Source organism: Synechocystis sp. PCC 7509 (assembly GCF_000332075.2).
GTDB lineage: Bacteria > Cyanobacteriota > Cyanobacteriia > Cyanobacteriales > Chroococcidiopsidaceae > Aliterella.
The window spans coordinates 2189735-2212863 of the sequence record NZ_ALVU02000001.1; the positions used below are offsets into that span (position 1 = coordinate 2189735).

25 protein-coding genes are annotated in these 23129 nt (G+C 41.8%); 18 read left to right on the top strand and 7 right to left on the bottom strand.

Going from position 1 to position 23129, the window contains the following annotated elements; translation table 11 throughout:
- The first annotated feature begins 271 nt into the window (after window positions 1-271).
- The 5 genes from SYN7509_RS0211055 to SYN7509_RS0211075 all read left to right on the top strand — a co-directional run bounded on the left by SYN7509_RS0211055 (window position 272) and on the right by SYN7509_RS0211075 (window position 2795).
- On the top strand, window positions 272-778 hold the full coding sequence (locus tag SYN7509_RS0211055; protein ID WP_009630666.1) for a hypothetical protein: 507 nt from the start codon (window positions 272-274) through the stop codon (window positions 776-778).
- A 54-nt stretch (window positions 779-832) separates the two neighbouring features.
- Window positions 833-1222 carry a class I SAM-dependent methyltransferase gene (locus SYN7509_RS25705; protein WP_009630667.1) on the top strand — a complete coding sequence of 130 codons (390 nt, stop codon included), beginning with the start codon at window positions 833-835 and terminating at the stop codon, window positions 1220-1222.
- A 313-nt stretch (window positions 1223-1535) separates the two neighbouring features.
- Window positions 1536-1943 carry a hypothetical protein gene (locus tag SYN7509_RS25710; protein ID WP_009631046.1) on the top strand — a complete coding sequence of 136 codons (408 nt, stop codon included), beginning with the start codon at window positions 1536-1538 and terminating at the stop codon, window positions 1941-1943.
- 21 nt (window positions 1944-1964) lie between these two features.
- Complete coding sequence (locus SYN7509_RS0211070; RefSeq protein ID WP_009631047.1) at window positions 1965-2441, top strand: GNAT family N-acetyltransferase; 477 nt, start codon at window positions 1965-1967, stop codon at window positions 2439-2441.
- Between the two features lie 96 nt (window positions 2442-2537).
- Window positions 2538-2795, top strand: a complete 258-nt coding sequence (locus SYN7509_RS0211075; protein WP_009631048.1) for a TIGR03643 family protein — start codon at window positions 2538-2540, stop codon at window positions 2793-2795.
- 22 nt (window positions 2796-2817) lie between these two features.
- Here the strand turns inward: SYN7509_RS0211075 and SYN7509_RS28475 are convergent, their stop codons facing one another.
- Window positions 2818-3015: a DUF6887 family protein gene (locus SYN7509_RS28475; RefSeq protein ID WP_009631049.1), complete on the bottom strand. Its 198-nt coding sequence runs from the start codon at window positions 3013-3015 to the stop codon at window positions 2818-2820.
- 14 nt (window positions 3016-3029) lie between these two features.
- On the bottom strand, window positions 3030-4148 hold the full coding sequence (gene gcvT / locus SYN7509_RS0211080; protein WP_009631050.1) for a glycine cleavage system aminomethyltransferase GcvT: 1119 nt from the start codon (window positions 4146-4148) through the stop codon (window positions 3030-3032).
- On the opposite strand from gcvT, the gene SYN7509_RS0211085 reads away from it, so the two are divergent.
- The gene (locus SYN7509_RS0211085) at window positions 4142-5086 is read left to right on the top strand and encodes a type 1 glutamine amidotransferase (RefSeq protein WP_227501493.1); all 945 of its coding nucleotides are present in this window, start codon (window positions 4142-4144) and stop codon (window positions 5084-5086) included. The two genes, gcvT and SYN7509_RS0211085, sit on opposite strands and share 7 nt — an antisense overlap.
- Before the next feature lie 2 nt (window positions 5087-5088).
- On the opposite strand, the gene SYN7509_RS25715 is transcribed toward SYN7509_RS0211085, so the two are convergent.
- Window positions 5089-7176: a serine/threonine-protein kinase gene (locus tag SYN7509_RS25715; protein WP_009631052.1), complete on the bottom strand. Its 2088-nt coding sequence runs from the start codon at window positions 7174-7176 to the stop codon at window positions 5089-5091.
- Window positions 7177-7393: 217 nt separating this feature from the next.
- Here SYN7509_RS25715 and SYN7509_RS0211095 point away from each other — a divergent pair, with 217 nt between their 5' ends.
- From SYN7509_RS0211095 to SYN7509_RS31735, 6 genes are all read left to right on the top strand, one after another.
- Window positions 7394-8419 carry a WD40 repeat domain-containing protein gene (locus SYN7509_RS0211095; protein ID WP_009631053.1) on the top strand — a complete coding sequence of 342 codons (1026 nt, stop codon included), beginning with the start codon at window positions 7394-7396 and terminating at the stop codon, window positions 8417-8419.
- An 82-nt stretch (window positions 8420-8501) separates the two neighbouring features.
- The gene (locus tag SYN7509_RS0211100) at window positions 8502-9386 is read left to right on the top strand and encodes an SDH family Clp fold serine proteinase (protein ID WP_009631054.1); all 885 of its coding nucleotides are present in this window, start codon (window positions 8502-8504) and stop codon (window positions 9384-9386) included.
- Window positions 9370-9498 (top strand): WD40 repeat domain-containing protein, encoded by a 129-nt coding sequence (locus tag SYN7509_RS29190; RefSeq protein WP_158506148.1) that lies wholly within the window; start codon window positions 9370-9372, stop codon window positions 9496-9498. The genes SYN7509_RS0211100 and SYN7509_RS29190 overlap by 17 nt, the downstream gene beginning before the upstream one ends.
- Window positions 9499-9525: 27 nt before the next feature.
- A complete protein-coding gene (locus SYN7509_RS28485; RefSeq protein ID WP_158506149.1) occupies window positions 9526-9621 on the top strand; it encodes a WD40 repeat domain-containing protein in 96 nt (31 codons plus the stop codon).
- Window positions 9622-9624: 3 nt separating this feature from the next.
- Window positions 9625-9870, top strand: a complete 246-nt coding sequence (locus SYN7509_RS0211110; RefSeq protein WP_009631057.1) for a WD40 repeat domain-containing protein — start codon at window positions 9625-9627, stop codon at window positions 9868-9870.
- A gap of 18 nt (window positions 9871-9888) precedes the next feature.
- A complete protein-coding gene (locus tag SYN7509_RS31735; protein ID WP_084610730.1) occupies window positions 9889-10113 on the top strand; it encodes a WD40 repeat domain-containing protein in 225 nt (74 codons plus the stop codon).
- Window positions 10114-10268: 155 nt separating this feature from the next.
- Here SYN7509_RS31735 and SYN7509_RS0211115 read toward each other — a convergent pair whose 3' ends face one another.
- Together SYN7509_RS0211115 and SYN7509_RS0211120 are read right to left on the bottom strand one after the other, a co-directional pair.
- Entirely contained in the window at window positions 10269-10547 is a 279-nt protein-coding gene (locus SYN7509_RS0211115) for a hypothetical protein (RefSeq protein ID WP_009631058.1), read from the bottom strand.
- 139 nt (window positions 10548-10686) lie between these two features.
- On the bottom strand, window positions 10687-11625 hold the full coding sequence (locus tag SYN7509_RS0211120) for a hypothetical protein (protein ID WP_009631059.1): 939 nt from the start codon (window positions 11623-11625) through the stop codon (window positions 10687-10689).
- Between the two features lie 369 nt (window positions 11626-11994).
- On the opposite strand from SYN7509_RS0211120, the gene SYN7509_RS0211125 reads away from it, so the two are divergent.
- Window positions 11995-13455: an AAA-like domain-containing protein gene (locus SYN7509_RS0211125; protein WP_202807228.1), complete on the top strand. Its 1461-nt coding sequence runs from the start codon at window positions 11995-11997 to the stop codon at window positions 13453-13455.
- A 243-nt stretch (window positions 13456-13698) separates the two neighbouring features.
- Complete coding sequence (locus SYN7509_RS25720) at window positions 13699-14457, top strand: PhzF family phenazine biosynthesis protein (protein ID WP_009631061.1); 759 nt, start codon at window positions 13699-13701, stop codon at window positions 14455-14457.
- Window positions 14458-14710: 253 nt separating this feature from the next.
- Here SYN7509_RS25720 and SYN7509_RS0211135 read toward each other — a convergent pair whose 3' ends face one another.
- Both SYN7509_RS0211135 and SYN7509_RS0211140 read right to left on the bottom strand, forming a co-directional pair.
- Window positions 14711-16318, bottom strand: coding sequence for an ATP-binding protein (locus SYN7509_RS0211135; RefSeq protein WP_009631062.1), 1608 nt, complete (start codon window positions 16316-16318; stop codon window positions 14711-14713).
- A gap of 221 nt (window positions 16319-16539) precedes the next feature.
- On the bottom strand, window positions 16540-17472 hold the full coding sequence (locus tag SYN7509_RS0211140) for a LysR family transcriptional regulator (RefSeq protein WP_009631063.1): 933 nt from the start codon (window positions 17470-17472) through the stop codon (window positions 16540-16542).
- A 385-nt stretch (window positions 17473-17857) separates the two neighbouring features.
- Here SYN7509_RS0211140 and SYN7509_RS0211145 point away from each other — a divergent pair, with 385 nt between their 5' ends.
- From SYN7509_RS0211145 to SYN7509_RS0211160, 4 genes are all read left to right on the top strand, one after another.
- Entirely contained in the window at window positions 17858-19201 is a 1344-nt protein-coding gene (locus tag SYN7509_RS0211145) for a CmpA/NrtA family ABC transporter substrate-binding protein (RefSeq protein WP_202807312.1), read from the top strand.
- Window positions 19202-19275: 74 nt separating this feature from the next.
- A complete protein-coding gene (ntrB, locus tag SYN7509_RS0211150) occupies window positions 19276-20109 on the top strand; it encodes a nitrate ABC transporter permease (protein WP_009631065.1) in 834 nt (277 codons plus the stop codon).
- 32 nt (window positions 20110-20141) lie between these two features.
- A complete protein-coding gene (locus tag SYN7509_RS0211155; RefSeq protein ID WP_009631066.1) occupies window positions 20142-22148 on the top strand; it encodes an ABC transporter ATP-binding/substrate-binding protein in 2007 nt (668 codons plus the stop codon).
- A 105-nt stretch (window positions 22149-22253) separates the two neighbouring features.
- Window positions 22254-23111, top strand: a complete 858-nt coding sequence (locus SYN7509_RS0211160) for a nitrate ABC transporter ATP-binding protein (protein ID WP_009631067.1) — start codon at window positions 22254-22256, stop codon at window positions 23109-23111.
- Window positions 23112-23129: the final 18 nt, after the last annotated feature.

The window sequence follows — 23129 nt, forward strand, 5'->3', positions numbered from 1 at the left end:
ATGCCATAGCTGTAAATTTCCTGGTAAAATTACTGTTTACATAATTTGGTTTTTCTTATACCTTCAGTGTGAAATAAAAAGGCTGTAATTAGCTACTCATAAGCTTTTGAATAAGTTGTATATGCTATAAGTAAAGCTTATGCAAAGTAAAGCTAGATTTTAGGCGATCGCCCTAACTAAAAATAGCAATAATATAACCATCAATGAGCTTGCACTAAAAACAAGCCGAAGATATCAAAAGGTTACTTTATAAGTTGGTGCAGATAAAGCTATGACAGTTAATAACGGACTAATTGTTGCACTTTTTATTTTGTTTACAACTAGCCTAGCTGTTGGCTACGGTTTTGGCGTTAAAACTCAACGTCTTCCCTTTACGGCAAATATTGGATTTAGCGAACAACAATGGCAATTCCTGCGGTGGTGGGTCAAATTAGCCTTGATTGCTGGGGTTTTATTGCCAATTTATTTGTTTGTTCAAGCTAGGGGACAAGCTTACTCATTGATATTTTGGGAAAGCTACTTATTAGTAGTAGCTGTGCAATTAATCTCTGAACTTGTGTTTAGTCGGTGGTTAGTACCAAGTATCGTTGTACCTATTGGCTTTTTCTACACTATTTTTCGGTTGTGGCAATTACTAGATGGATTTACACACTTATCATTGTCCTCTTTGGCATTGGTAAGCTTTGTTGGTGTTGTGCTGTTTTGGACTGCAAATTTGGCGATGTTGATAATGTTGGCGATTCCCACAATCTATCAAAGACAGAGATTTCAAGAGTAGGGCTTAGTTGAAGATGGCGATCGCCTTTGCTTAAAAGATAAAGTGAACTTTATAATGAAACCGAGTAATTATTATAATAAAATTGCCGAATCTTACGATCGCACGCGCTGGTTAACCGCACCTATCGCCGAAGAAGTAGCGAACTTTATCATCGATCTTGTTAGTGCAACGCCAGATACATCTTTTTTAGAACCTGGTGTTGGTACAGGATTAAATGTTATTCCTCTAGTTAAACACGGTTACTCGGTAACGGGGATTGATATTTCCCCAGAAATGCTCGATTGCTTTCGGCAAAAGTTAGGGAAAGTTCCGAGTAATTTACAACTCATTCATGCGGATGCTTCGCGCTTGCTATTTCAAGACCATAGTTTTGATGTGGTCTTAACAGTACATATGCTACACGCGGTTTCTGACTGGAAAGCATTACCGGAAAAATGGGTCTAAAGCCCCGTTGCTTCAGCACGGCTTTATATTTTCTTTGATTTTTATATTCTTCAATGTGCTATAATATACATACCGCCTAACCGACGGGCAACTTGACTCAACCGAACACGTCCTAGTAGCGTGGTGTCCGGGCAAACGTTGTATACGGTGTAGTACCGATGGGCAGTCGGGAATCGAAAGTGTCTGGGCAATCAGATCGCCGGGGATGTGTAGTTTTTGCATATCTAGGTAGTGGGTGAAACACCAGTAATGGAAATAACCAGAAAAATCTAAATCGTGAGGTTTGGAAGCTCCGCACCTTCAGGTCGGAGAGATGTCACTAAATGATATTATGCGGGTACTTAAGACCAAAGGCTATTATCTCAATTGTCAATGGATTACACCGCCAGCACGATTAGAATTTGAAGGTTATTTTCGAGGGATATTGTCTAAATATGCAACTTCTTTGCAGCCAAGTTTTGAACAAATTGATGTAGCTGATTATTTACAAAAAAGATGCGAGTCAAATTACTATGTTGCTAAAGAATGGACAGTTAGCAACACAGTTAGAGAATTACTCAGTTTTTTTAGAGAGCGCGCTTATGGCTTATGTTGGCGGGTATCAGAGGAAATACACAACGAAGTAATGAACGAGTTTGAAGCATTCTGTCAAGCACATTATGGTCTAGATAAAATAATATCTTCTAACGCCAAGTTTGAGGTTGAAGCGTATAGATTTTAGTATCAAAAAAATGAGATAATTATGGCATCTGAGCTAAAAATACGTCCGGCGGCGATCGCAGAAGCAGAAATAATTTATTCATTTATCGAGAAAAAAGCGGAATTTGACCGCAATATCGGCGCTTTTTCGGGAAAAATTGAAACTTCAGCCGAGAAAATTCGCCAAACTGTCTTTAACTCAACACCTTTCGCACAAGTTTTGTTTGCGGAAATAGAACAACCGATTGGCTTTGCTTTGTACTATTTTAGATATTCCTCCTTCAGAGGGTTGCCGAGTATTTGGCTTGACGATTTGTATATAGATGAAGGTTTTAGAAGTAAAGGAGCAGGTGCAGCTTTGATGAGTTATCTAGCTCAAGAAGCCCAAAATAATTGTTGCACTCACCTTGCTTGGACGGCGGATATTCGCAATATTCGCACGGTTAGTTTTTATCATTGTTTGGGGGCAAAAATTGCCCTGCAAAACGGTAATGTTTGTTTTTTTCAATGGATACCGTAATCGGGCGCTAATACAGCATAATTTACCTGCTTGAGGACAGATACAGTTTTGCAACTGGGCGCGCTAAATTAGAGACTGTAGAAAGTTCTCTAGGGCATGAATTTACCTCAACTCGACTCGGAAACTATCGATCGCATTTTAGAAATGGCGTGGGAAGATCGCACCCCTTTTGAAGCGATTTCTTTACAATTTGGTTTACAAGAACCTCAAGTTATTGAGCTAATGCGGCAAAAAATGCAAGCATCTAGTTTCAAAATGTGGCGCAAGCGTGTAAGCGGACGCAAAACCAAACACCTTAAACAGCGAGACTTTATAAGCGGACGCTTTCGTTCGGACAATCAAAAAGGTTCATAGTTGAAATTTATTTTACTCATCTTCAACAGCAAGAGTTTTTTGAATTTGACGATCTAAAGTTTCTTCGAGTGCGATCGCTATTCAAATCTATGCTAATCATACGTCCTGTAGCTTTTGAGAAGTCAATATAAGCCTGAAACGCGCGATCGTCTTCTCTATGAGTCAAGACGTACTGACGTAACTCATCTAAGCTCATACCATCGTAGTTAGTCTCGTTCATGGTTTAGATCCCAATTAGTAAGCTTTTTTATAAAAAGGTTTTTTGACTACCAATGCTGGGTAAGTTTTGCCTCTAATTTCTACTTCTAAAGGTTGCCCAATCTTAGCTAGTTCTGTTGGTACGTAAGCAAGAGCAACAGGATAACCCAAGGTTGGCGATATTGTCCCGCTAGTAACTTCTCCTACTATGCGACCGTTTGCCAAGACCTGGTAGCCGTGACGGGCAATATTACGCCCCTGCATTTGCAAACCTACAAGTTTCCTTGGTATACCCTCTAATTTTTGCTGTTCTAATACTCCACGCCCAATAAAATCGCCCTTCGTATCTAAATGCACTAACCAACCTAAACCAGCCTCTAAAGGTGTAGTAGTATCGTCAATATCCTGCCCGTAGAGTGCCATTGAAGCCTCTAAACGCAACGTATCTCTTGCCCCCAAGCCGCAGGGAATTACGCCTGCTTGAAACAGATTTTGCCATAGCTGTACCCCTACACTTGGTTCTACCATAACTTCAAAGCCATCTTCCCCGGTGTAACCCGTCCGCGCAATAAAGCCCGATCGCTCTAATACAGTGGCGTTTAGATGTCCAAAAGCCGGAATTGGCGTTAAATCTTCTTTTACAAACTGCTGTAGGTAGGTAGCCGCTTGAGGCCCTTGGATGGCAATTAATACTTGGGGTGGTAGTTCCTGAAGCTGGGCTAGATTTGGGTCTAACTGAGACAATAACCAAGCTTTATCTTTGGCATTAGTTGCCGCATTAACTATTATTACTCCGTGCTGCTGCCCTGTGGCATCCTCACCCTGGTAGTAAAAAATAATATCGTCAATAATCCCCCCTTGAGGATTTAATAGTACCGTGTACTGCGACTTCCCGCTTTGCAATCGACTTAAATCGGAGGGAACTAAACGCTGAAATTGATCGATTAATCCCATCCCTTGACAGGTAAATTTGCCCATATGGGAAATATCAAACATTCCCGCCGCAGTTCTAACCGCTTGGTGTTCCTGCCCAATTCCCACAAATTGTACAGGCATTTCCCAGCCGCCAAAGCTAGTTAGTCTAGCTTTGAGTTCTACAGCTAATTGGAATAATGGTGTTTGAGCTAAAGGTAGGATAAATTCTTCGTTTGCCACAGATATTTTTTTGGGTAGGTGAATATTATCTACTTATATCTGGTGCGATCGCATCAGTCAAAACTAGAGATAGACCAAGCGAGTATTCCTGTGTAAAATTCTTGGATATGAATAACGATAAATTTGCATTAACTATTGGCTGGCTTTATCCTACGTTGATGAGTACCTACGGCGATCGCGGTAATGTTATTTGTCTGCAAAGGCGCTGTCAATGGCGGGGATACGACGTAAATATATTACCTTTAGAACGCGATGCTACGGCGGAGGATATTCACAAAGTAGATATATTAGTAGGTGGTGGCGCTCAAGATCGGCAACAAGAAATTGTCATGCGCGATTTGCAAGGTAGCAAAGCTGAAGCAATTAAAAGCATAATTAATGCTGGTATTCCTGGAGTTTTTACTTGCGGCGCACCTCAGTTATTAGGGCATTACTACGAACCAGCGTTAGGTAAAAGGATTCAAGGATTAGGTTTATTTGATTTTGTTTCTGTCCATCCAGGGGAAAATGCCCGCCGTTGTATTGGCAACTTGGTTGTAGAAGTTACTGCTAGTCGTTTAGCTCAAGAATTAACAGCGATGAGCGGTACGCCTTATTTGATTGGGTTTGAAAATCATGGAGGACGGACAAAATTAGGTAATGTCGAAGCTTTGGGGCGTGTAGTTTCAGGATTAGGCAATAATGGCGAAGATGGGACAGAAGGGGCTTTTTATCGTAATGCGATCGCTACCTATTCTCACGGGCCGCTTTTACCTAAAAATCCCGCCCTTGCCGATTGGCTAATTCAAACCGCCTTAAAACTAAAATACCAACAAGAAATTGCGACTTCTCCTGGCGCTAATTCCTGGGCAATCCCACCCATTGACGATACTTTAGCAACTAGAGCAAGAGTTGCTATGTTTAAAAAGCTGCGTTTAAGCATTCCAGTCACTGCTTGAATTTAACGCACCGTTTTGGTTGTCCATCGGTAAGATTGTTGGCGGCGAGAGCTTGTTTTTGCTCTGGTATTAACGCGCTTGAAAACTCTTGTCGTTCGCACTTTCACTTGGGAGTTAGTAGCGACTTTTCTACTAATCCGCAAAGTTTTTTTACTAATAGAGAGGCGTAGAGGTGAGCGTTTACTACTAATGCTGATTGGTAGTCGTTTACTTGGTACTATCCGTCTCGTCTGCGAGGTTGGGCGCATCTTCGCCGTTCTGGCAACTACTCGTTTATTTGAAACTTGTCTTAGGTATACTTTAGGCTTTTTATAGTTTGAAGGCGATCGCACTACTGTTTTTTTAGCGGGAGAATAACTTCTAATTCTAGGCGATCGCACTACTATTTTTTTAGCGGGGGAATAACTCCTAATTCTAGTTGTGGGCTTATAGTTTGAAGGCGATCGCACTACTGTTTTTTTATTTATTACCGTAGTAGGTTTTGCCTGAGTCGGGGTAGGATTTACTGTAGCGGCTGAGTAATAAGTATTTTTTGCTGTCTTGGCGGCTTGCCACTGTTTAATTGATGCTTGCGCTTTTTGATATACAGAACTATTAGCAGGAATATTTTGAGCTAAAACAATCGCTTCCTTGAGTTTTCCAGCTTGATATCTATCTGTAGCTAGATCCAAAATACTGTTAGACCACTGACTTACTAGCGGTTTTGCTTGGTTGTAAGCATTCGTATCTTTAGGTAACGAACTAACCAAGGCGATCGCTTCCTTAAAATTATTATTTGCCGCTAACCTTTTTGCCTCTATCAGTTTGCATTCATGTAAAACATTTTGAGCGTTGATATATAAGCTGGAATTTTTGGGAATAGCGTTAGCGCCAACAATACATTCTGAATATTTGCCTGTAACTTTAAGATTTTCTAACTGTTCCAAAGTTTGCTCAATCTGTGTACGCGGTTGCCAATAAGTAGCATAGCCTGCGCCTACAACGGCTACTAAAGCCGCTCCAAGGGCTGCGCCTAGGGTACGGTAATAGGGGCGACGACTGGCGGTGGTTGGTCGTGACTTGGGCGGCGAAACAATTGTTGTCCTTGGTACTTGTAATTTATTAGTAGCTTGGGCAGGAGAATTAAAGCTTGGCTTGGCACTGACGGGAAATGTAGGGGTAGTAATTTGTGTAGAGTTAAGATTTTGCTCAGGAAGTAATTGAGTAGGTGCTAGGTTTAAATTGATTTCCGTAGGTAAATAAAGCGGGGCTAGTTGCTCTATTTCTGTTAAGGCATCGGTGGCGCTTTCGTAACGGTCTTTGAAGTGGTAGCGCACCATTTTTGTAATAATTACCGCTAAAGCATCGCTAACTTGCGCTTGTTGCCGCCACAATAGTTCTCCAGTTTCAAAATCTTCTTCTATTTGCATAGGATACAAGCCTGTTAGCGCTTGAACGGCGATCGCTCCTAAAGCATAAATATCGCTGTTGGGGCGGGGTCTACCTCGCGCTTGTTCCATAGGCATATAACCGGGCGTACCAATACCTACGGTGGCGGGCATTTCTATATTGGAAGTTTGGCTAAGTAATTGCGCCCAGTTTTGTTTGACTGCACCAAAATCAACTAATACTAATTTGTTGTCTTGGTGGCGTTGAATTATATTATTTGGTTTAATATCACGATGAATAAATCCTTGATCGTGAATAAATACTAATATTTCTAAAATCTCTCTAATAAATTCCCATACCTGGTTTTCTGTCCAGCGTTGATTTGGTTGTAATTTATCTACTAATAGTTGCCCTTGGATAAATTCTTGGACTAGGTAAAACTCTTGATTTTCTTCAAAGTAGGCGAGTAACCTAGGAATGCGATCGTGATGTCCTAGTTTTTCTAAAGTTTCTGCTTCGCAATTAAATAATCGTCTCGCACTTTCCAAAAAGCTTTTGTTGGTATTGGCAGGTTGAAGATGTTTGACTACGCATTGGGGATTCCCTGGTCTATGAGTATCTTGGGCGACATAGGTTTTACTAAAACCGCCACTTCCCAAAGTTTTAACGACGCAGTAACGTCCACCTAGCAATGTATTAATTATCCCCTGATTTTCCAGCATCTTCAATTTTTTTAACTATAAAAGTAAATTAAGTTTTCTGAGTTTTATTGACAAGATAGACTTTTGTTTAAAATTTTAATTGAGGTTTATTAGTAATAATAAGGTATGAATTTGCTAGGGTAGGGCTAGGATTTTAGGCAAAAAGAGGGTGACTTCTTTTTAGCTCATCATAACAAATCTTTTTCTAGCTAATGTAAAACTATCCTTCACAATAGCAATGGCACATATTGGAATTGTTGGCACGTTCTTACTGCAAGTTCTAATCTCTCCGATGATCTTTTGTCTTGTACCTAGAGAGGTAATCAGGCAAGTTTTTAACCAGCCACCGTTGCAGCAGGTTTTACTAGCGACGAAGTGGCAAGAAAAAAAGTTAAAGGTTGATACTATCAGTAGCGGTCATACAAGAGTAGTGTATGCAGTGGCGTTTAGCCCCAATAGTCAAATTTTAGTAAGTGGAAGTGGTGACAAAACTATCAAAGTTTGGAGTTTGAATCAAAAAAAACTCGCCTATACTTTGACGGGACACTCGCAATGGATAAGTTCTGTAGCTTTTAGCCCCGATGGTAAAACTTTAGCAAGTGGGAGTGGCGATCGCACGATCAAGCTCTGGAATTTACAAAATGGGCAGTTAATCAAGACTATTTTGGGCCATTCTGACTGGGTAAGTTCTGTTGCTTTTAGCCGGGATGGGCAAACTTTAATTAGTGGTAGTGGCGATAAGACGATTAAGGTGTGGAATCCAAATAATGGCAAACTTATTCGCACCCTTGTAGAGCAAGGAGGGGTAACTTCAATAGCAATTAGTCCTAATAGTAAAAGTCTAGCAAGTGGTAGCTATAACAACACTGTTAAGCTTTGGGATCTAGCCAGTGGTAGATTATTGCAAACTCTTTCTGGACACTTGCGACCGATTTATGCCGTAGCTTTTAACCCAGATGGTAAGACTATTGCAAGTGGGAGCAATTCTGGAGAGATTAGACTTTGGCAACTCCAAAATGGCAAGCTACGAAAAAGGATGTTAGGGCATACCAAAGCCGTAAATGCGATCGCTTTTAGTGCCGATGGTCAAACTCTAGCAAGTGGTAGTGACGATCGCACAATCAAGCTCTGGAATCCAAATAATGGCGAACTGCTCCGCACTCTCACAGATAACTTAGATGGAATTACTTCTGTAGTTTTTAGTTCTAGTGATGCGTTGGGGAGTGGTAGCCGAGATAAAACTATTAAAATTTGGAAACAATAGGGTTATCCATCGTTTGATAGAGATTTTAGAAGCTAGAACTTGAAACAATAGGACTAACCCCGTGCAAGTTCTCTAATTGTCTATGAATTTTAACTTTTTTGATATATTTTGGGTATTTCTTGCCCTATCTTCCTTACAACCTGTATGGCAGCGCCGTCAAGTTGAATATCGCCGGGTGCAAACTTTACGAGCTTTCGAGCAGCAACGCAATAGTCGCGTAATTTTGTTAATTCATCGGCAAGAATCCTTAAGTTTACTAGGAATTCCGATATCTCGTTATATCACTATTGAAGACTCCGAGCAGGTATTAAGAGCAATTCGGTTTACACCGCCGGATGTTCCTATCGATCTGATATTGCACACTCCTGGGGGGTTGGTACTTGCCACAGAACAAATTGCTAGAGCGCTAATTCGCCATCCGGCAAAAGTTTCGGTATTTGTGCCACATTACGCGATGAGCGGGGGGACAATGTTGGCATTGGCATCGGATGAAATAGTTATGGATGCTAACGCAGTTTTAGGACCCGTCGATCCGCAGTTGGGTAATTTTCCCGCCGCTAGTATTCTTAAAGTTGTGGAAGATAAGCCGATTGGGGAAGTGGACGATCAAACACTGATTATGGCAGATATATCACGCAAAGCGATCGCCCAAGTCCAGCGTTTTGTAAGAACTTTGCTTAAAGACAATATTCCCCAACAAAAAATCGCCCCGGAAAATGTCGAGTCAATTATTGAAGCATTGACCACCGGACGAGTTACCCACGATTACCCAATTACGGTAGAAGAAGCAACCGAATTAGGCTTGCCAGTTACTGTCGGGCTACCCCTCGCTATTTATAGCTTAATGGAATTGTACCCGCAGTCTCAAGGCGGAAAACCAAGCGTACAATATATTCCGATGCCCTATGGCGATCGCAGTCCCATGTTACCAGCACCCAAAGGTAGACCGCTTGAAGAACCACATTAGGGAATTGGTGAAGGGGGCAATTGGTCATCAAGATAAAGTGTTATCTGTAGCTACTAGCCCTGATGGACAATACATTGTTAGTGGTAGCGATGATAAAACCATTAGACTTTAGGATAAACAAGGGTTAGAGATTGCTCGTTTGACCGGACACCAAGGGGTGGTTTACGAGGTTGCTTTTAGCCCCGATGGACAAACAATTGTCAGTGGTAGCGATGATAAAACTATCAAGTTATAGGATTTGCAAGGCAATGTTATTGAGCGACCATTTAAGGGACATACAGACGAAATCAACTCCGTTGCTTTTAGCAATGGAAAATACATTGCTAGTGGTAGCCGCGATCGCACAGTGCGGTTATGGGATATCCAACGGTTAGCGGTCGGTCAACCTTTTTTAGGACATGGTAGTACAGTTACTGCTGTTACTTTTAGCCCTGATGGACAATATATTGTCAGTGGTAGCCGCGATCGCACGGTGCGGTTATAGGATCTATCCGGTAATCCCATCGGTCAACCCTTTGTAGGACATGGTAGTGCGGTTACAGCCATTAGTTTTAGCCCCGATGGACAATATATTGTCAGTGGCAGTGGGGACAACAAGCTTAAGCTATGGCAGGGGGGCAATTTTTCCAGTTGGTTAAAAGTAACCTGCAATAAATTGGGTGATCGCTTACTATTGGTAGCACAAAATGAACTAGCAAATAAAACCTGTCAAAAGTATGAAGGGTGAATATCTGCGTAGATTAGCGATCGTACAGCTTGCAACCATCAAAGGCAATCTAAAGGCAACGAGATTGTAGCACTTGCGATTGCCTTTAATAGCAGCAGTCATTAAAATGTTGAATTTTCTGAGATTACAAGCAGAGCGATCGCCCTTCAGGATATCTAGCTATAGGCTTTAGCAAAATTAGCCTCTATCTTGATTTTTGCATCGGGAATCTGATCGACAATACTTTGATTCCATTGACCCCCCTGAAATATTACTTTCGTTCCTGATGCGTCCTTATAGCCTAAATAAGCCATTACTGGCTTTCCTGAATCTAGTACAGAGGTTAGATGTAGGTGTGGTGTCCCCTCTTTTAGAGGATAGAAAAAACCTGGTGGAAACATGGGATCTAATTCCCATCCTCGGCTAGCAAAGTCGTTTGGGTTAATCTCTTTCATTTTGTTTTCCTTAATTAAAATGTTGTCCGGGCGATCGCACAACTTGCAACTATCAAATCGCTTTTAAAAGCAATGAGCTTGTTGTATATGCGATCGCCGAAGTATTTAAAATGTTGAGTTTTCTGATGCTACTAACAGCCTACAAAGTGAAAGTAGCATTGTTGCCATTTTTTGCAGTACAGGTGTAGCCCCTAAAAGGACCGCCGTTGGATCCAACTTGATAATCAGAATGAAGGTTAATAGCATTAGGTTGGCTTAAACCATTAACAACGAAAGGAGAATTAAGATTAGCGGCGGTACCTGTAGATATAACTGCTGTTCCTGCCTCATTTTTAATATCTACGTTTATTAATGATAGAGACAGAGCATGGTCAAGACCCATTAACTGAGTTAAACCAGGTTGTCTCAGGGCGGCATTAGTAATAGACCAACTGCCATCTACGTCGTAAGAAACATTAAAAGTTGTTAATCCTTGAGTCGTGTCGCAGGTGGCAGAACCTACTGAAGAAGTTGTGAAGTTAATTACTGTACCAGATTGGTATCCTCCAGTCTGGACATAAAAGATTAGTACAGGTTGACAATCAATATTTTTATTTGGTTCAGCATTGATAAAATTAGACAGAACTATCGAGCCAGTCTGAAGATTTTTAACGGCTAATCCAGCATTAAATTTATTTGTCACAGGATTAAATTGAGGGGTGACAATCCGATAAGCGCCCGGTTGTACCCCTTGGGTATAGGACGGTGGTGTTAATCCTAGGGGTATAGTCATTGCCGTACTGTTATTGTTTGGAGTATTACCTGTGGTTAAGTCTACTGGTTGACTCGCCGTTGTGTATCCAGAAGCTTGCCCTACTATGGGTGGGTTAACCTGGCTTTGAACACCAGCATAGTACTGTTGCAGAAAGTTAAAAGTTAAAACCGCTCCCGATAGAGCGTAAGGCTGCAAGGTCTGAGAATAGATACTGTTAGAATAAACTACTTGACCTCCACTATAGACCGCAGGTTTTTGAAAGAAAAAGAAATCCTGACTAGAGGGGCTGTTATTGGTCACATTAATTGTGTATAGAGTAGGCATGATGTGTTTTTTTTAGTAAATTAATAAACTTGGCTGGCGAGCGCTTTTTTGATTATTCAATAAGCTCTAACCTGCTTAATGTCTTAATCATGGGGAGTTTTCACCTGTAATACCAGCAAAGTTTGCAACCTTAAGAAAAAAGTTAAGTATTTAGTCCCAATAACTTATCAAAGCTAGTTTCCATAACTTTTCTAGCTATGAAAAACTTTAGAATTTCATCACTCTTGATCGAGAGATTTGGTTAACTTTATCCAAAGCCTAAAATTAAGCACTATTTTGCTGACTATCTTTAGGTCAAAGGGTTGACAGCACACAAATCGACATAGATGGCTACTAAAAGTAGAGCCTACAATCACAGGCATAAAATAATTGTTTTCATCAGATATGCCATCACAACTAAACAGCCCTGTCCGGCGGCGGGGAGTAACTCTAACGGCTCAAGGCTCAATAAAACTTAGTCGGGCAATCGCCACCGCAGAAATTGAACTCAACTTTAAACGTTACACTCTTGAAGCTCTTAGCGAAGAAATCGGCTTAACTCCTACGACCCTCAGTAAAGTCTTTACTGGCTCCTCCGGCGTAGATAAGCGCACCTTAGAGTGCTGCTTCCGGTACTTTAGTCTAACCTTATCGACAGAAGATTATCTCTATTTAAAATCAGAATTAGACAATTTTGCTGAGATGAAATCAACAATTCCAGAGCAAATTTACTCTTTGATCGAACTAGTTGGCGATCGCCCAAATACCTCTCAAACCCCTAAAATGGATCGAATACACAATGATGTTCAACCTCGTTTCCCTACTACCATCCCAGGGGGACAGATGCCCTTAAATTCAGTTCAATACATTGACCGTCCCATCCTCGAATCCCTCTGTTACGAGGCTATTGGGCAACCTGGGACGATGCTAAATATCCGCGCTCCGAAACAAATGGGCAAAACTTCCCTAATGACTCGGATCCTAGCTTACGCCAAAACTCAAGGGGCTTACACCGTTTCCATATCGTTGCAACTAGCTGATACTGAGATTTTACAGAACCTAGAAAGCTTCCTTAAATGGTTTTGTGCCAGAGTTAGCAAGCAGTTAGGGTTGTTACAGGCAATCGTCAATGGGGATAACTTAGGCATTAAATCAAAGGTCACTGACTACTTCGAGGATGTTTTGTTAGCAAAAGTCGATCGCTCTTTGGTCATAGCGATCGATGAACTTCACCAGCTTTTTGCCTACCCGGATATTGCTTGTGAATTTCTCCTTTTGCTTCGCACTTGGACGGAGCAAGCCAAAGCCAGATTACCAAACGGTAATCCCTGGTGCAAACTGCGACTTGTGACAGTTCATTCTACAGAAATTTTACTACCTGCGGTCATCGATCTTGCTTTGTTAAATACTGGACTGGTCATAGAGTTACCGGAGTTGACCTTGGCTCAAACACAAGATTTAGCCCATCGGTGCGGACAGGAGATAACCGAGCCACAAAATAAGCAACTAATTACCCTTGTGGGGGGACATCCCTATCGCTTGCAGTTGGCGTTTTATTACCTACAGCAGCAGACAATAACTCTAGAACAATTGTTAGAAAATTCTGAACTTACTTTGGCTATCTATTCCGAACACTTACAACAGCAATGGTGGAATTTGCAACGCTATCCTAACTTATGCATAGTATTTAAGCAGATTGTCCGGCAGTCAAGTTCGGTAGATTGCGACGCAGAAATTGGCTACCAGTTGCAACAGCTAGGGTTGGTTCATCTGCAAGGATTACAAGCGAGACTCGCCTGTGAGTTATTTCGTCCGTTTTTTGACCAACGTCTGCAACAATTGAGCAGTTGACAGCACTGCAAAACTCTAGGAGTTCTTCATAGTCTTCTTCTACCCAAAAGGAATATAGTTTTGCTCCAAAAGTCGATCCACACTGAATTCGATGCTAAATAGTTTTTTAGGAATTCTTGATAGGCATTCAGCGACTATTTGAAGTTAGTTCAAAATTAGCCTAGCTAAGAGATTGAGGAGTCGCAACTTGTTTTTGCAATTGAGCGATCGCATTTATTACCCTAAAATCAAAAACAAACTCTAATGAAATATTACATTGTCGATGTGTTTGCCCAGGAAAAATATAATGGCAATCAATTAGCCGTATTTGTCGATGCTGGAAGTCTAACAAGTCACAAAATGCAGCGTATAACCAAAGAAATCAACTATTCTGAGACAGCTTTTATTACTAATAATGAAAGCCGTGAGGGTGGCTACGACGTGCGGATTTTTACCCCAGCGCAAGAACTGCCTTTTGCGGGTCATCCGACTTTAGGGACTGCATATATTATTCAACAGGAGATTGTTAAGCAACCTGTGGAAAAAGTTACCTTAAACTTAAAAGTTGGGCAAATACCTGTAACTCTGCACTATGTGGATAATTCTTTAGAGTTGCTGTGGATGCAGCAAAAGCCGCCGATTTTTGAACAGATATTTGCAACGAAGGCGATCGCACAAGTATTAAATTTACCTATAGACGATATAGATAGTAACTTTCCGATTCAAGAAGTTTCTACAGGTTTACCATTTATAATCGTGCCTTTAAAAACCCTAGCCGCCATTAAAAAAGCTAAAGTCAATCTAGAAAAGTGTTTTGAACTAATTAGTAACACCGAAGCTAAGTCAATTTTAATATTTTGCCCAGAAACCTATCATCCAGAAAATAACTTGAATGTGCGCGTGTTTTGCGATTACTTTGGTGTTCCCGAAGATCCGGCGACGGGGAGTGCTAATGGTTGTTTGGCTGGGTATTTAGCGAATTATGCTTATTTTGGGGCTGATTCAGTCGATATTCGCGTTTAACAAGGTTATGAAATTGGCAGAGATGCACTTTTATTATTGAAAGCTCAGAAAACAGACGCAGACATTGATGTTTTTGTTGGCGGTAAAGTAATTATGGTAGCTAGAGGTGAATTTGTCTAAGAGAATGTCTTTTGGTCGGTAGGTGATGGGAAAGATCCCCCCTTAGAAAGAGGGGAAAATATCTAAGTTCGGCAAGTTGCAAACTATATCTTTTAAAAACGTGGATCTTAAACAACGTTTATACGATCATTGGTCATTGGAAACTATCACCCATTACTACATTTTCCTGATTTACTTGCACAAGGGGCAACTTAATTGAAAATGTTGCTCCTTTCCCTTCTCCGTTGCTATCGGCGGCAACATTGCCGCCGTGTTGTTCTACCAAGTGACGAACGATCGCAAGTCCCAAACCCAAACCGCCATAAGCCCTACTAATCGTGCTATCTGCTTGGCGAAAGCGCTCAAAAATATAAGGTAAAAAATCTGGCGCAATGCCAATTCCTGTATCCCTAATTTGGATCTCTGCGTAATCATCTATTTTCAGCAGCTTCACTTCAATTAAGCCACCAGAATCTGTAAATTTGATCGCATTAGTTAGTAGATTCCAAATTACTTGCTGCAAGCGATCGCAATCTCCAGAAACGACCAAAGGTAAATTTGCGCTATTAATAACTACCGTTTCCATCACAATATTTTTAGCTTCCGCCGATAAGCGGACGGTATCTATAGCTGACGCGATCGCCTGATCTAACTTAATGGGCTGAAATATTAAGCGCAACTTGCCGCGAATTATCCGCGAAACATCTAAAATATCTTCAATTAGTTGCGCCTGCATTTTGGCATTACGCTCAATAGTTTCTAAGGCTCGTTTTGTTGTAACTTCATCAAAATTACGTGTAGATAGCAGTCTTGCCCAACCCAGAATCGAGTTAAGTGGTGTGCGTAATTCGTGAGATAAAGTGGCTAGAAACTCGTCCTTCATTTGATTTGCTGCTTCAGCCTCTTGTCTTGCAGCTTGGGCGCGTACTAGCTCTGTACGTTCGGCTTCTACAAGCTTTTGATCGCTAATATCTTCAATTGTGCCGACATAGCCGATTATTTTACCTTCCTCAAACATGGGCGACGATCGCAAATGCACCCAACGAGTGGCAGCTTCCAATTCCAATTGAGGCAAGTATAAACGAAATTCTTGAGAGATTTCATTTTCTAGCCAACTAAACCAATCGGCGGTTAAGGTTTCTCGATCTGCTAAATGAACTAATTGTAATAAATTAGCTCTAAAATTACCCTCAATCTTAGAGCCGCAAATAGCTTGACAGCGTGGATTTGTGTAGGTGCAATTGCCAGCAATATCTACTAAAAAAATCCCTACTGGAGAAGAAGCACTCAAACACCGAAACCTCTGTTCGCTTTCTCTTAGTTCAATGTTAGCAACTTCTAATTTTGCCGCTTGGCGCTTAATTTCGGCAGTTTTTCTAAATAATTCCACAAATACTGTTACTTTGGAAACTAATATTTCTGGTTGTATAGGCTTCAACAAGTAATCTACCGCGCCCGTAGCGTACCCTTGAGAGACAAAAGCATCGCTTTTACTAAAAGCAGTTAGAAAAATAATTGGTGTGTGTCGAGTTTTTTCCCGTTGGCGAATTAGTGTTGCTGTTTCAAAGCCATCTATTCCAGGCATCTGCACGTCTAACAAAATTACGGCAAAGTCTTGATTTAGCAGACACCTTAAAGCTTGTTCGCCAGAATTTGCTCTAACTAAATTTTCCCCAAGTTTATCTAAGATTGCCTCCAAAGCTAACAAATTCTCTGGATGGTCATCAACTAATAAAATGTTAACTTGCTCTTGAGATGTCATGAAGTTAGCTAGGTCTTGAGCTATCTACAGCTTTCTTGCCAAAAAAATAGGATTGATGAAGTCTAATAAGATAGTGGTTTTTCTAGTTTAAAGGAGAATGTTACTGCTTGGGCGATTATAGGATTGCAACGGCAGTTAAATGGGTTGAATATTTGCAACTATAAAGCGCGATCGCATTTATTCCATATCAAAGCTAGTTAAGAAACTTGAAAGCTCGACTTTTAGCTATGACTAAGTTCTAAATCTATTTGAGCTACCATTTGCTTACCTTCATTTAAAAGATATTCCAAAAAAGTGCTGGCAACTACAGATAGTTGTTTGCTGGCTGGATATACGATATACCAATGGCGTTGGATGGGCAAACCCTCTACATCCAAAATAGTCAACGGCCCTTTTGTACCTTCCAAAGCTAAAACATGGCGTGACAATACTGATACTCCTAAGCCACCAACGATCGCGTGTTTGATTGCTTCATTACTGCCAATCTCCATTTCTACATTGATCTCACAGCGATTTTCGCCAAAAAACTGCTCTACAGCCATGCGTGTTCCCGATCCCGCCTCCCGCATGATAAAAGGTTCTTGGGCAAAGCGTTGTAGGGTAATATTTTTTTCCTTCGCTAAAGGATGATCCGACGGTGCGATCGCGACTAAAGCATTTTCTAAAATTGGACGCAGATTAATGTCTAGTCCTTCGGGTGGTTGACCAAGAATATAAAGATCGTCTACATTTTCACTCAATCGTTCTAGTACCTGCTTGCGGTTTGTAACTTGGAGCGCAATTTTGATCCCTGGATAACGGTGGCGAAACTGTCCTAGCAACCGAGGTACAAAATATTTAGCCGTTGTAATTACTGCTAAACGTAGATTTCCCTGTTTTAATCCTTTCAAGTCTGCCAGAGTCATTTCTAACTGGGACATTTTCTCCGAAATATCTTTACACGCACTCAAAACTTCTTTTCCAGCATCGGTAAGATAGATTCGCTTGCCTATTTGTTCAAACAACGGTATTCCCACCGCTTTTGTTAGTTGCTTGATCTGTTGAGAGACAGTGGGTTGACTCAAAAACATTTCCTCTGCTGCTTTGGTAAAACTACCGGATCTGGCGACTTGTTCAAATACTTTTAGCTGATGCAGAGTTGCGTGCTTCAACATCAATTTTCCTACCAATATTAACTATTGGCATATTCTATCATTATTTTTATATATAAGTTTTTACCTATTAATATTCAAGCAATTTATTACTTTTAGCACATCTTTTGTTTATGCTTTACATATCCAAAGCCTTTATTTGTAGGCTTTTAAGCCGCAATTAGCCTGCAACTTGTTTGTTGTGGCTTAATAGGTTTTGTCTATAGCAATTATAAAAATTAATAGCTTGTCTCTATGTTTGTTTTGGGATATTGTCAATTCAATCGCCAAAGCGACCGCCTAAAAGTTGTTCTTAACCGGAGTTAGAACTTGTGGCGAGAGTACAAAAAAGTTGCGATCGCTGTTTAGCAATCTAAATTTATTACCAGGATATTTTATGAGTCAATTAATAAATCAATTTTCCCGGCGCAAATTTCTGTTAACGGCGGGAGCATCGGCGGTAGGCGCGGTGTTGCTCAACGGTTGCTTGGGAAATCCCCCCGATTACGCTAGCAATCAAGTTCAACAGGTGGCGGCAGTTGACCTTAGCCCTGAACAAACACCGGAAGTTACAAAGGTAAAGCTTGGCTATATACCGATTGTAGAAGCTGCACCCTTCATTATTGCTAAAGAAAAAGGCTTTTTTGCTAAGTATGGGATGACTGGGGTTGAACTTGCTAAACAAGCCTCGTGGGGGGCGATGCGGGACAATACCGAGATTGGGTCGAGTGGTGGCGGCGTTGATGGCGGTCAATATCAAATGCCTATGCCTCACTTAATAACCGAAGGGGTAATTACTAAAGGCAATCAAAAAATTCCCATGTACGTCCTGGCGCAGCTAATTACGCAAGGAAATGGAATTGCTGTAGCCAATAAGCACAAAGGAAAAGATATAGGTTTAAACCTAGCTAAGGGCGGTAAGGCAGTTTTTGACCAACTCAAATCTACAAAAAATCCTTTTTCTGCCGCTTATACTTTTGCTCAAGTTAATCAAGATTTTTGGCTGCGCTATTGGTTAGCCGCCGGGGGCATTAATCCCGATACCGATGTTAAGTTAATTCCCGTCCCCGCCGCCCAAACTGTCGCCAACATGAAAACCGGGACAATGGATGCTTTTAGCACCGGAGATCCTTGGCCCTACCGAATTGTTAAAGATGATATTGGCTTTATGGCAGTATTGACCGCCGAAATGTGGAAAAATCACCCCGAAGAATACTTTGCAATGCGTGGAGATTGGGCAGACAAAAATCCCAAAGCTACTAAAGCAATCTTAAAAGGGATCATGGAAGCGCAGCAATGGTTAGATAACTTTGACAATCGTAAAGAAGCTGCTGCCATATTAAGTTCCCGCAATTATTTCAACCTACCATCGGAAATTTTAGAAAATCCCTTTCAAGGCAAGTATGACATGGGCGACGGTCGGGTAATTGATGATAAGTCAATGGCGGCGTACTACTGGAAAGACGAAAGAGGTAGCGTTTCTTATCCTTACAAGAGTCACGATCTTTGGTTTTTGACAGAAAGTGTGCGTTGGGGATTTTTGCCCAAAGATACCTTGACGAATGCTAAGGCATTGATTGATAAAGTGAACCGCGAAGATATTTGGAAACAAGCCGCAACGGAAGCCGGAATTGCAGCTAGTGATATTCCAACAAGTACATCTCGCGGAATTGAAACCTTTTTTGATGGTGTCACCTTCGATCCAGATAATCCCAGCGCCTATTTGCAGAGTTTGAAGATCAAAAAAGTGTAGAGACGTTGCACCGCAACGTCTAAATCATCCCGCGCGATCGCCCATTTAACTATAAAACGAGGAGAACATAGCCAATGACTACAATTGCCCGCAAACCCGCCAAAAATTCCAAAGGTTGGGCTGCTTATGTAAATAAGCAATTGCCCGAACTTGTACCGCCAATGATTGCGCTGCTTATTTTTCTCGCGGTATGGCAATTATTTTCTTGGACACCAGGGGCAACTTTACCAGGGCCAATACAGGTTGTTCAAGACACTTGGGTACTAATTTTCTGGCCCTTTTACGATCGCGGTGGCACAGATAAAGGTTTATTTTGGCAGATTCTCGCCAGTCTGCAAAGAGTAGCTATCAGTTACACCTTAGCGGCAATTGTCGGCATTGGTTTAGGGATACTAATCGGCACAAATAAAATGATGTCCAAGGCATTAGATCCCATCTTCCAATTATTGCGGACTGTACCGCCTTTAGCCTGGGTTCCCATTGCTTTAGCCGCCTTACGCCAAAACGAACCCGCCGCTTTGTTTGTAATTTTTATCACGGCAATTTGGCCCATCTTAATTAATACAGCCGTAGGGGTAAAGCAAATTCCCCAAGACTACAACAACGTTGCCAAAGTATTACAACTAACGCGCAAAGAGTATTTCTTTAATATCTTAATTCCGGCAGCCCTACCTTACATATTTACAGGTTTGAGAATTGCGATCGGACTAGCTTGGTTGGCAATTATCGCCGCAGAAATTGTTATGTCGGGAATTGTTGGGATTGGCTTTTTCATCTGGGAAGCTTACCAAAACAACAATGTTAGCGAAGTAATTTTAGCTCTAATCTACATCGGCGTTGTTGGTCTGTTGCTAGACAAAGCTATGGGTTGGCTTGAAAACAAGATTTTACCCGCCGAAACTAAATAGAAACAAATTTTCCCTCATCCCCCAAATAACTTATGTCTGTATTCGTTGCTGTTGACCAAATTGATAAAGTTTTTCCCTTGCATGGCGGTGGTAGCTACATCGCGCTTAAAGGTATCAATCTACAAATTAAAAAAGGCGAATTTGTCTCCCTTATCGGTCACTCTGGTTGTGGTAAATCTACGTTGTTAAACATGATTGCAGGTTTAGATTTACCAACCGAAGGCGTAGTCACTCTAGAAGGACAAAGAATTACTAAGCCTGGGCCCGATCGCATGGTAGTATTTCAAAATTATTCCCTGTTACCTTGGCGCACAGTCCGCGAAAATATTGCTCTAGCGGTGAACTCGGTAATGAGCGATTTACCAGAGCGCGATCGCAATAGTATTATCGAGCAACATATAGATATGGTAGGTTTGCGCCTTGCTGCTGATAAGCAACCAGGACAATTATCAGGAGGAATGAAACAAAGAGTTGCGATCGCTCGTGCTTTAGCAATTCGTCCCAAACTCTTGCTACTTGATGAACCTTTTGGGGCTTTGGATGCCTTAACGCGGGGCAATTTGCAAGAGCAATTAATGAAAATCTGCGAAGAAAACGAAGTCACCGCCGTCATGGTTACGCACGATGTAGATGAAGCGGTGCTATTATCTGACCGAATTGTGATGTTAACTAACGGGCCAGAATCAAAAATTGGACAGATTTTAGAAGTAGATATTCCCCGTCCTCGCAAACGGATGGAAGTAGTAGAACATCCCAGCTACTACAGTTTGCGAAGTGAGATGATTTACTTTCTCAATCAGCAGAAACGGATTAAAAAAATTCGCGCCAGAAAGGTTACTGCGACTTCCCGTCATGGTTTAGAAAAAGTTAACTTAGAGCTAGGCTTTTTACCTCTAACCGCCTGTGCGCCTTTAGCTGTAGCCAAAGAAAAAGGTTTCTTTACCAAGCATGGCTTAGATGAAGTTACTTTAGTTCGGGAATCGAACTGGCGAGGAATCACCGATGGCATAGTTGGCGGTTATTTAGATGCGGCGCAAATGCCGTCAGGGATGCCGATGTGGTTGACTTTGGGCGGTCATGAAAATAAACCCGTCCCCGTCGTTACCTCCTTAACCATGACCCGTAACGGCAACGCTATCACCCTGGCAAAGCGCTTTTACGACCAGGGAGTTTACACGCTTTCCGACTTCAAGGAAATGCTACAAAAAACTCCCCAAGGTCAACATCGTATGGGTATGGTGCATCCTTCCTCTATGCACAACTTACTATTGCGTTACTGGTTAGCCGCCGGAGGTATCGATCCAGACCGAGATGTGAAGCTATCAATCATTCCCCCCGCACAGATGGTTGCAGACTTGCAAAATGGCAGTATTGACGGTTATTGCGTGGGAGAACCTTGGAACTACCGCGCCGCCGACATTGGGACTGGCTTTACTATTGCTACAGACTTAGAAATTTGGCTAGGACATCCCGGTAAAGTTTTAGGAGTGCGGGAAGATTGGGCGATCGCCTATCCTAATACTCACATTGCTTTAGTCAAGGCTCTATTAGAAGCTTGCCATTATTGTAGCGATCCAAATCATAGCGAAGAAATCCGCGAGATTTTATCCCGGCGCGAGTATGTAAGCACGGATATAGACTACATCCAAATAGGCGATCCAACTACCTCTACTTGTAGCCTAGAGCATCCGATGCGCGAGTATGCACACCATCAGTTTTATGGAGATTCTGGCGTTAATCGTCCCAGTCGCACCGAACAACTATGGATTATGACCCAACTCGCTCGTTGGGGGGATACTCCTTTCCCTAGAAACTGGGTAGAAATTCTAGAACGTATCTGTAAAGTTGGGGTATTTAGTACCGCCGCGCGAGAACTTGGTCTTGGCGATATTACTTACACTCGCAAAGCAATCCAACTCTTTGACGGTACGGTGTTTAACGCTGACGATCCGATCGCCTATCTCAACAGTTTACCAATTAAACAAGACTTTTCCATTGCCGAAGTTATCCTCGATTCTCGTCCAACAGTAGCCGCTTAACCCGTCTCAAAACCAATCCAAAAGACGTTTTACGTTGCCAAACCAATACAAAAGACGTTCCACCGGAACGTCTCTACCATTAAAATTTTTACTACCACTAAACCAATGCACGATCGCACTCTTGCTTATATCTCTCCAACTGCAACCACCCCAGCAAAAAAGACTCAAACCAGTCCTTTTTTATTAATTGAGGATGTTTCTAAGGTCTATCCCACCGCTAACAAAGGCACTTACACGGTACTTGAGGGAGTCAATCTCACCGTAAATGAAGGGGAATTTATCTGCGTCATCGGTCACTCTGGCTGTGGTAAATCTACATTACTAAATATGGTGTCGGGTTTTACTACCCCAAGTAGCGGTAGAGTCGAACTTAATTCTGTGCCAATTACTCAGCCTGGACCCGATCGCATGGTAGTGTTTCAAAACTACGCTTTGCTACCTTGGAAAACTGCTTTTGAGAACGTCTACATCGCTGTGAATGCCGTATATCCCAATAAACCAGAAGCAGAAAAACGGGCGATCGTCCGGGAACATTTGGCAATGGTAGGACTAACAGAAGCCGCCGATAAAAAGCCGCCGCAACTATCTGGAGGGATGAAACAGCGCGTTTCTATTGCTAGAGCTTTAGCAATTCGTCCTCAAGTTTTGATTTTAGACGAGCCATTTGGGGCATTAGATGCGATTACCAAAGAAGAATTGCAAGAAGAATTACTCAAAATTTGGAACGATCATCGCTGTACAGTATTGATGATTACTCACGATATTGATGAAGCTTTGTTTCTTGCCGATCGCCTAGTAATGATGACCAATGGCCCCGCCGCTAGTATTGGGGAAGTAATGGAAATTCCTTTTTCTCGTCCGCGCGATCGCACTCGCATCATGGAAGATCCCGAATACTACAAGTTGCGTAACTACGCTCTAGACTTCCTCTATCATCGTTTTGCTCACGACGACACCGCTTAAAAAAGTGCGATCGCCTTT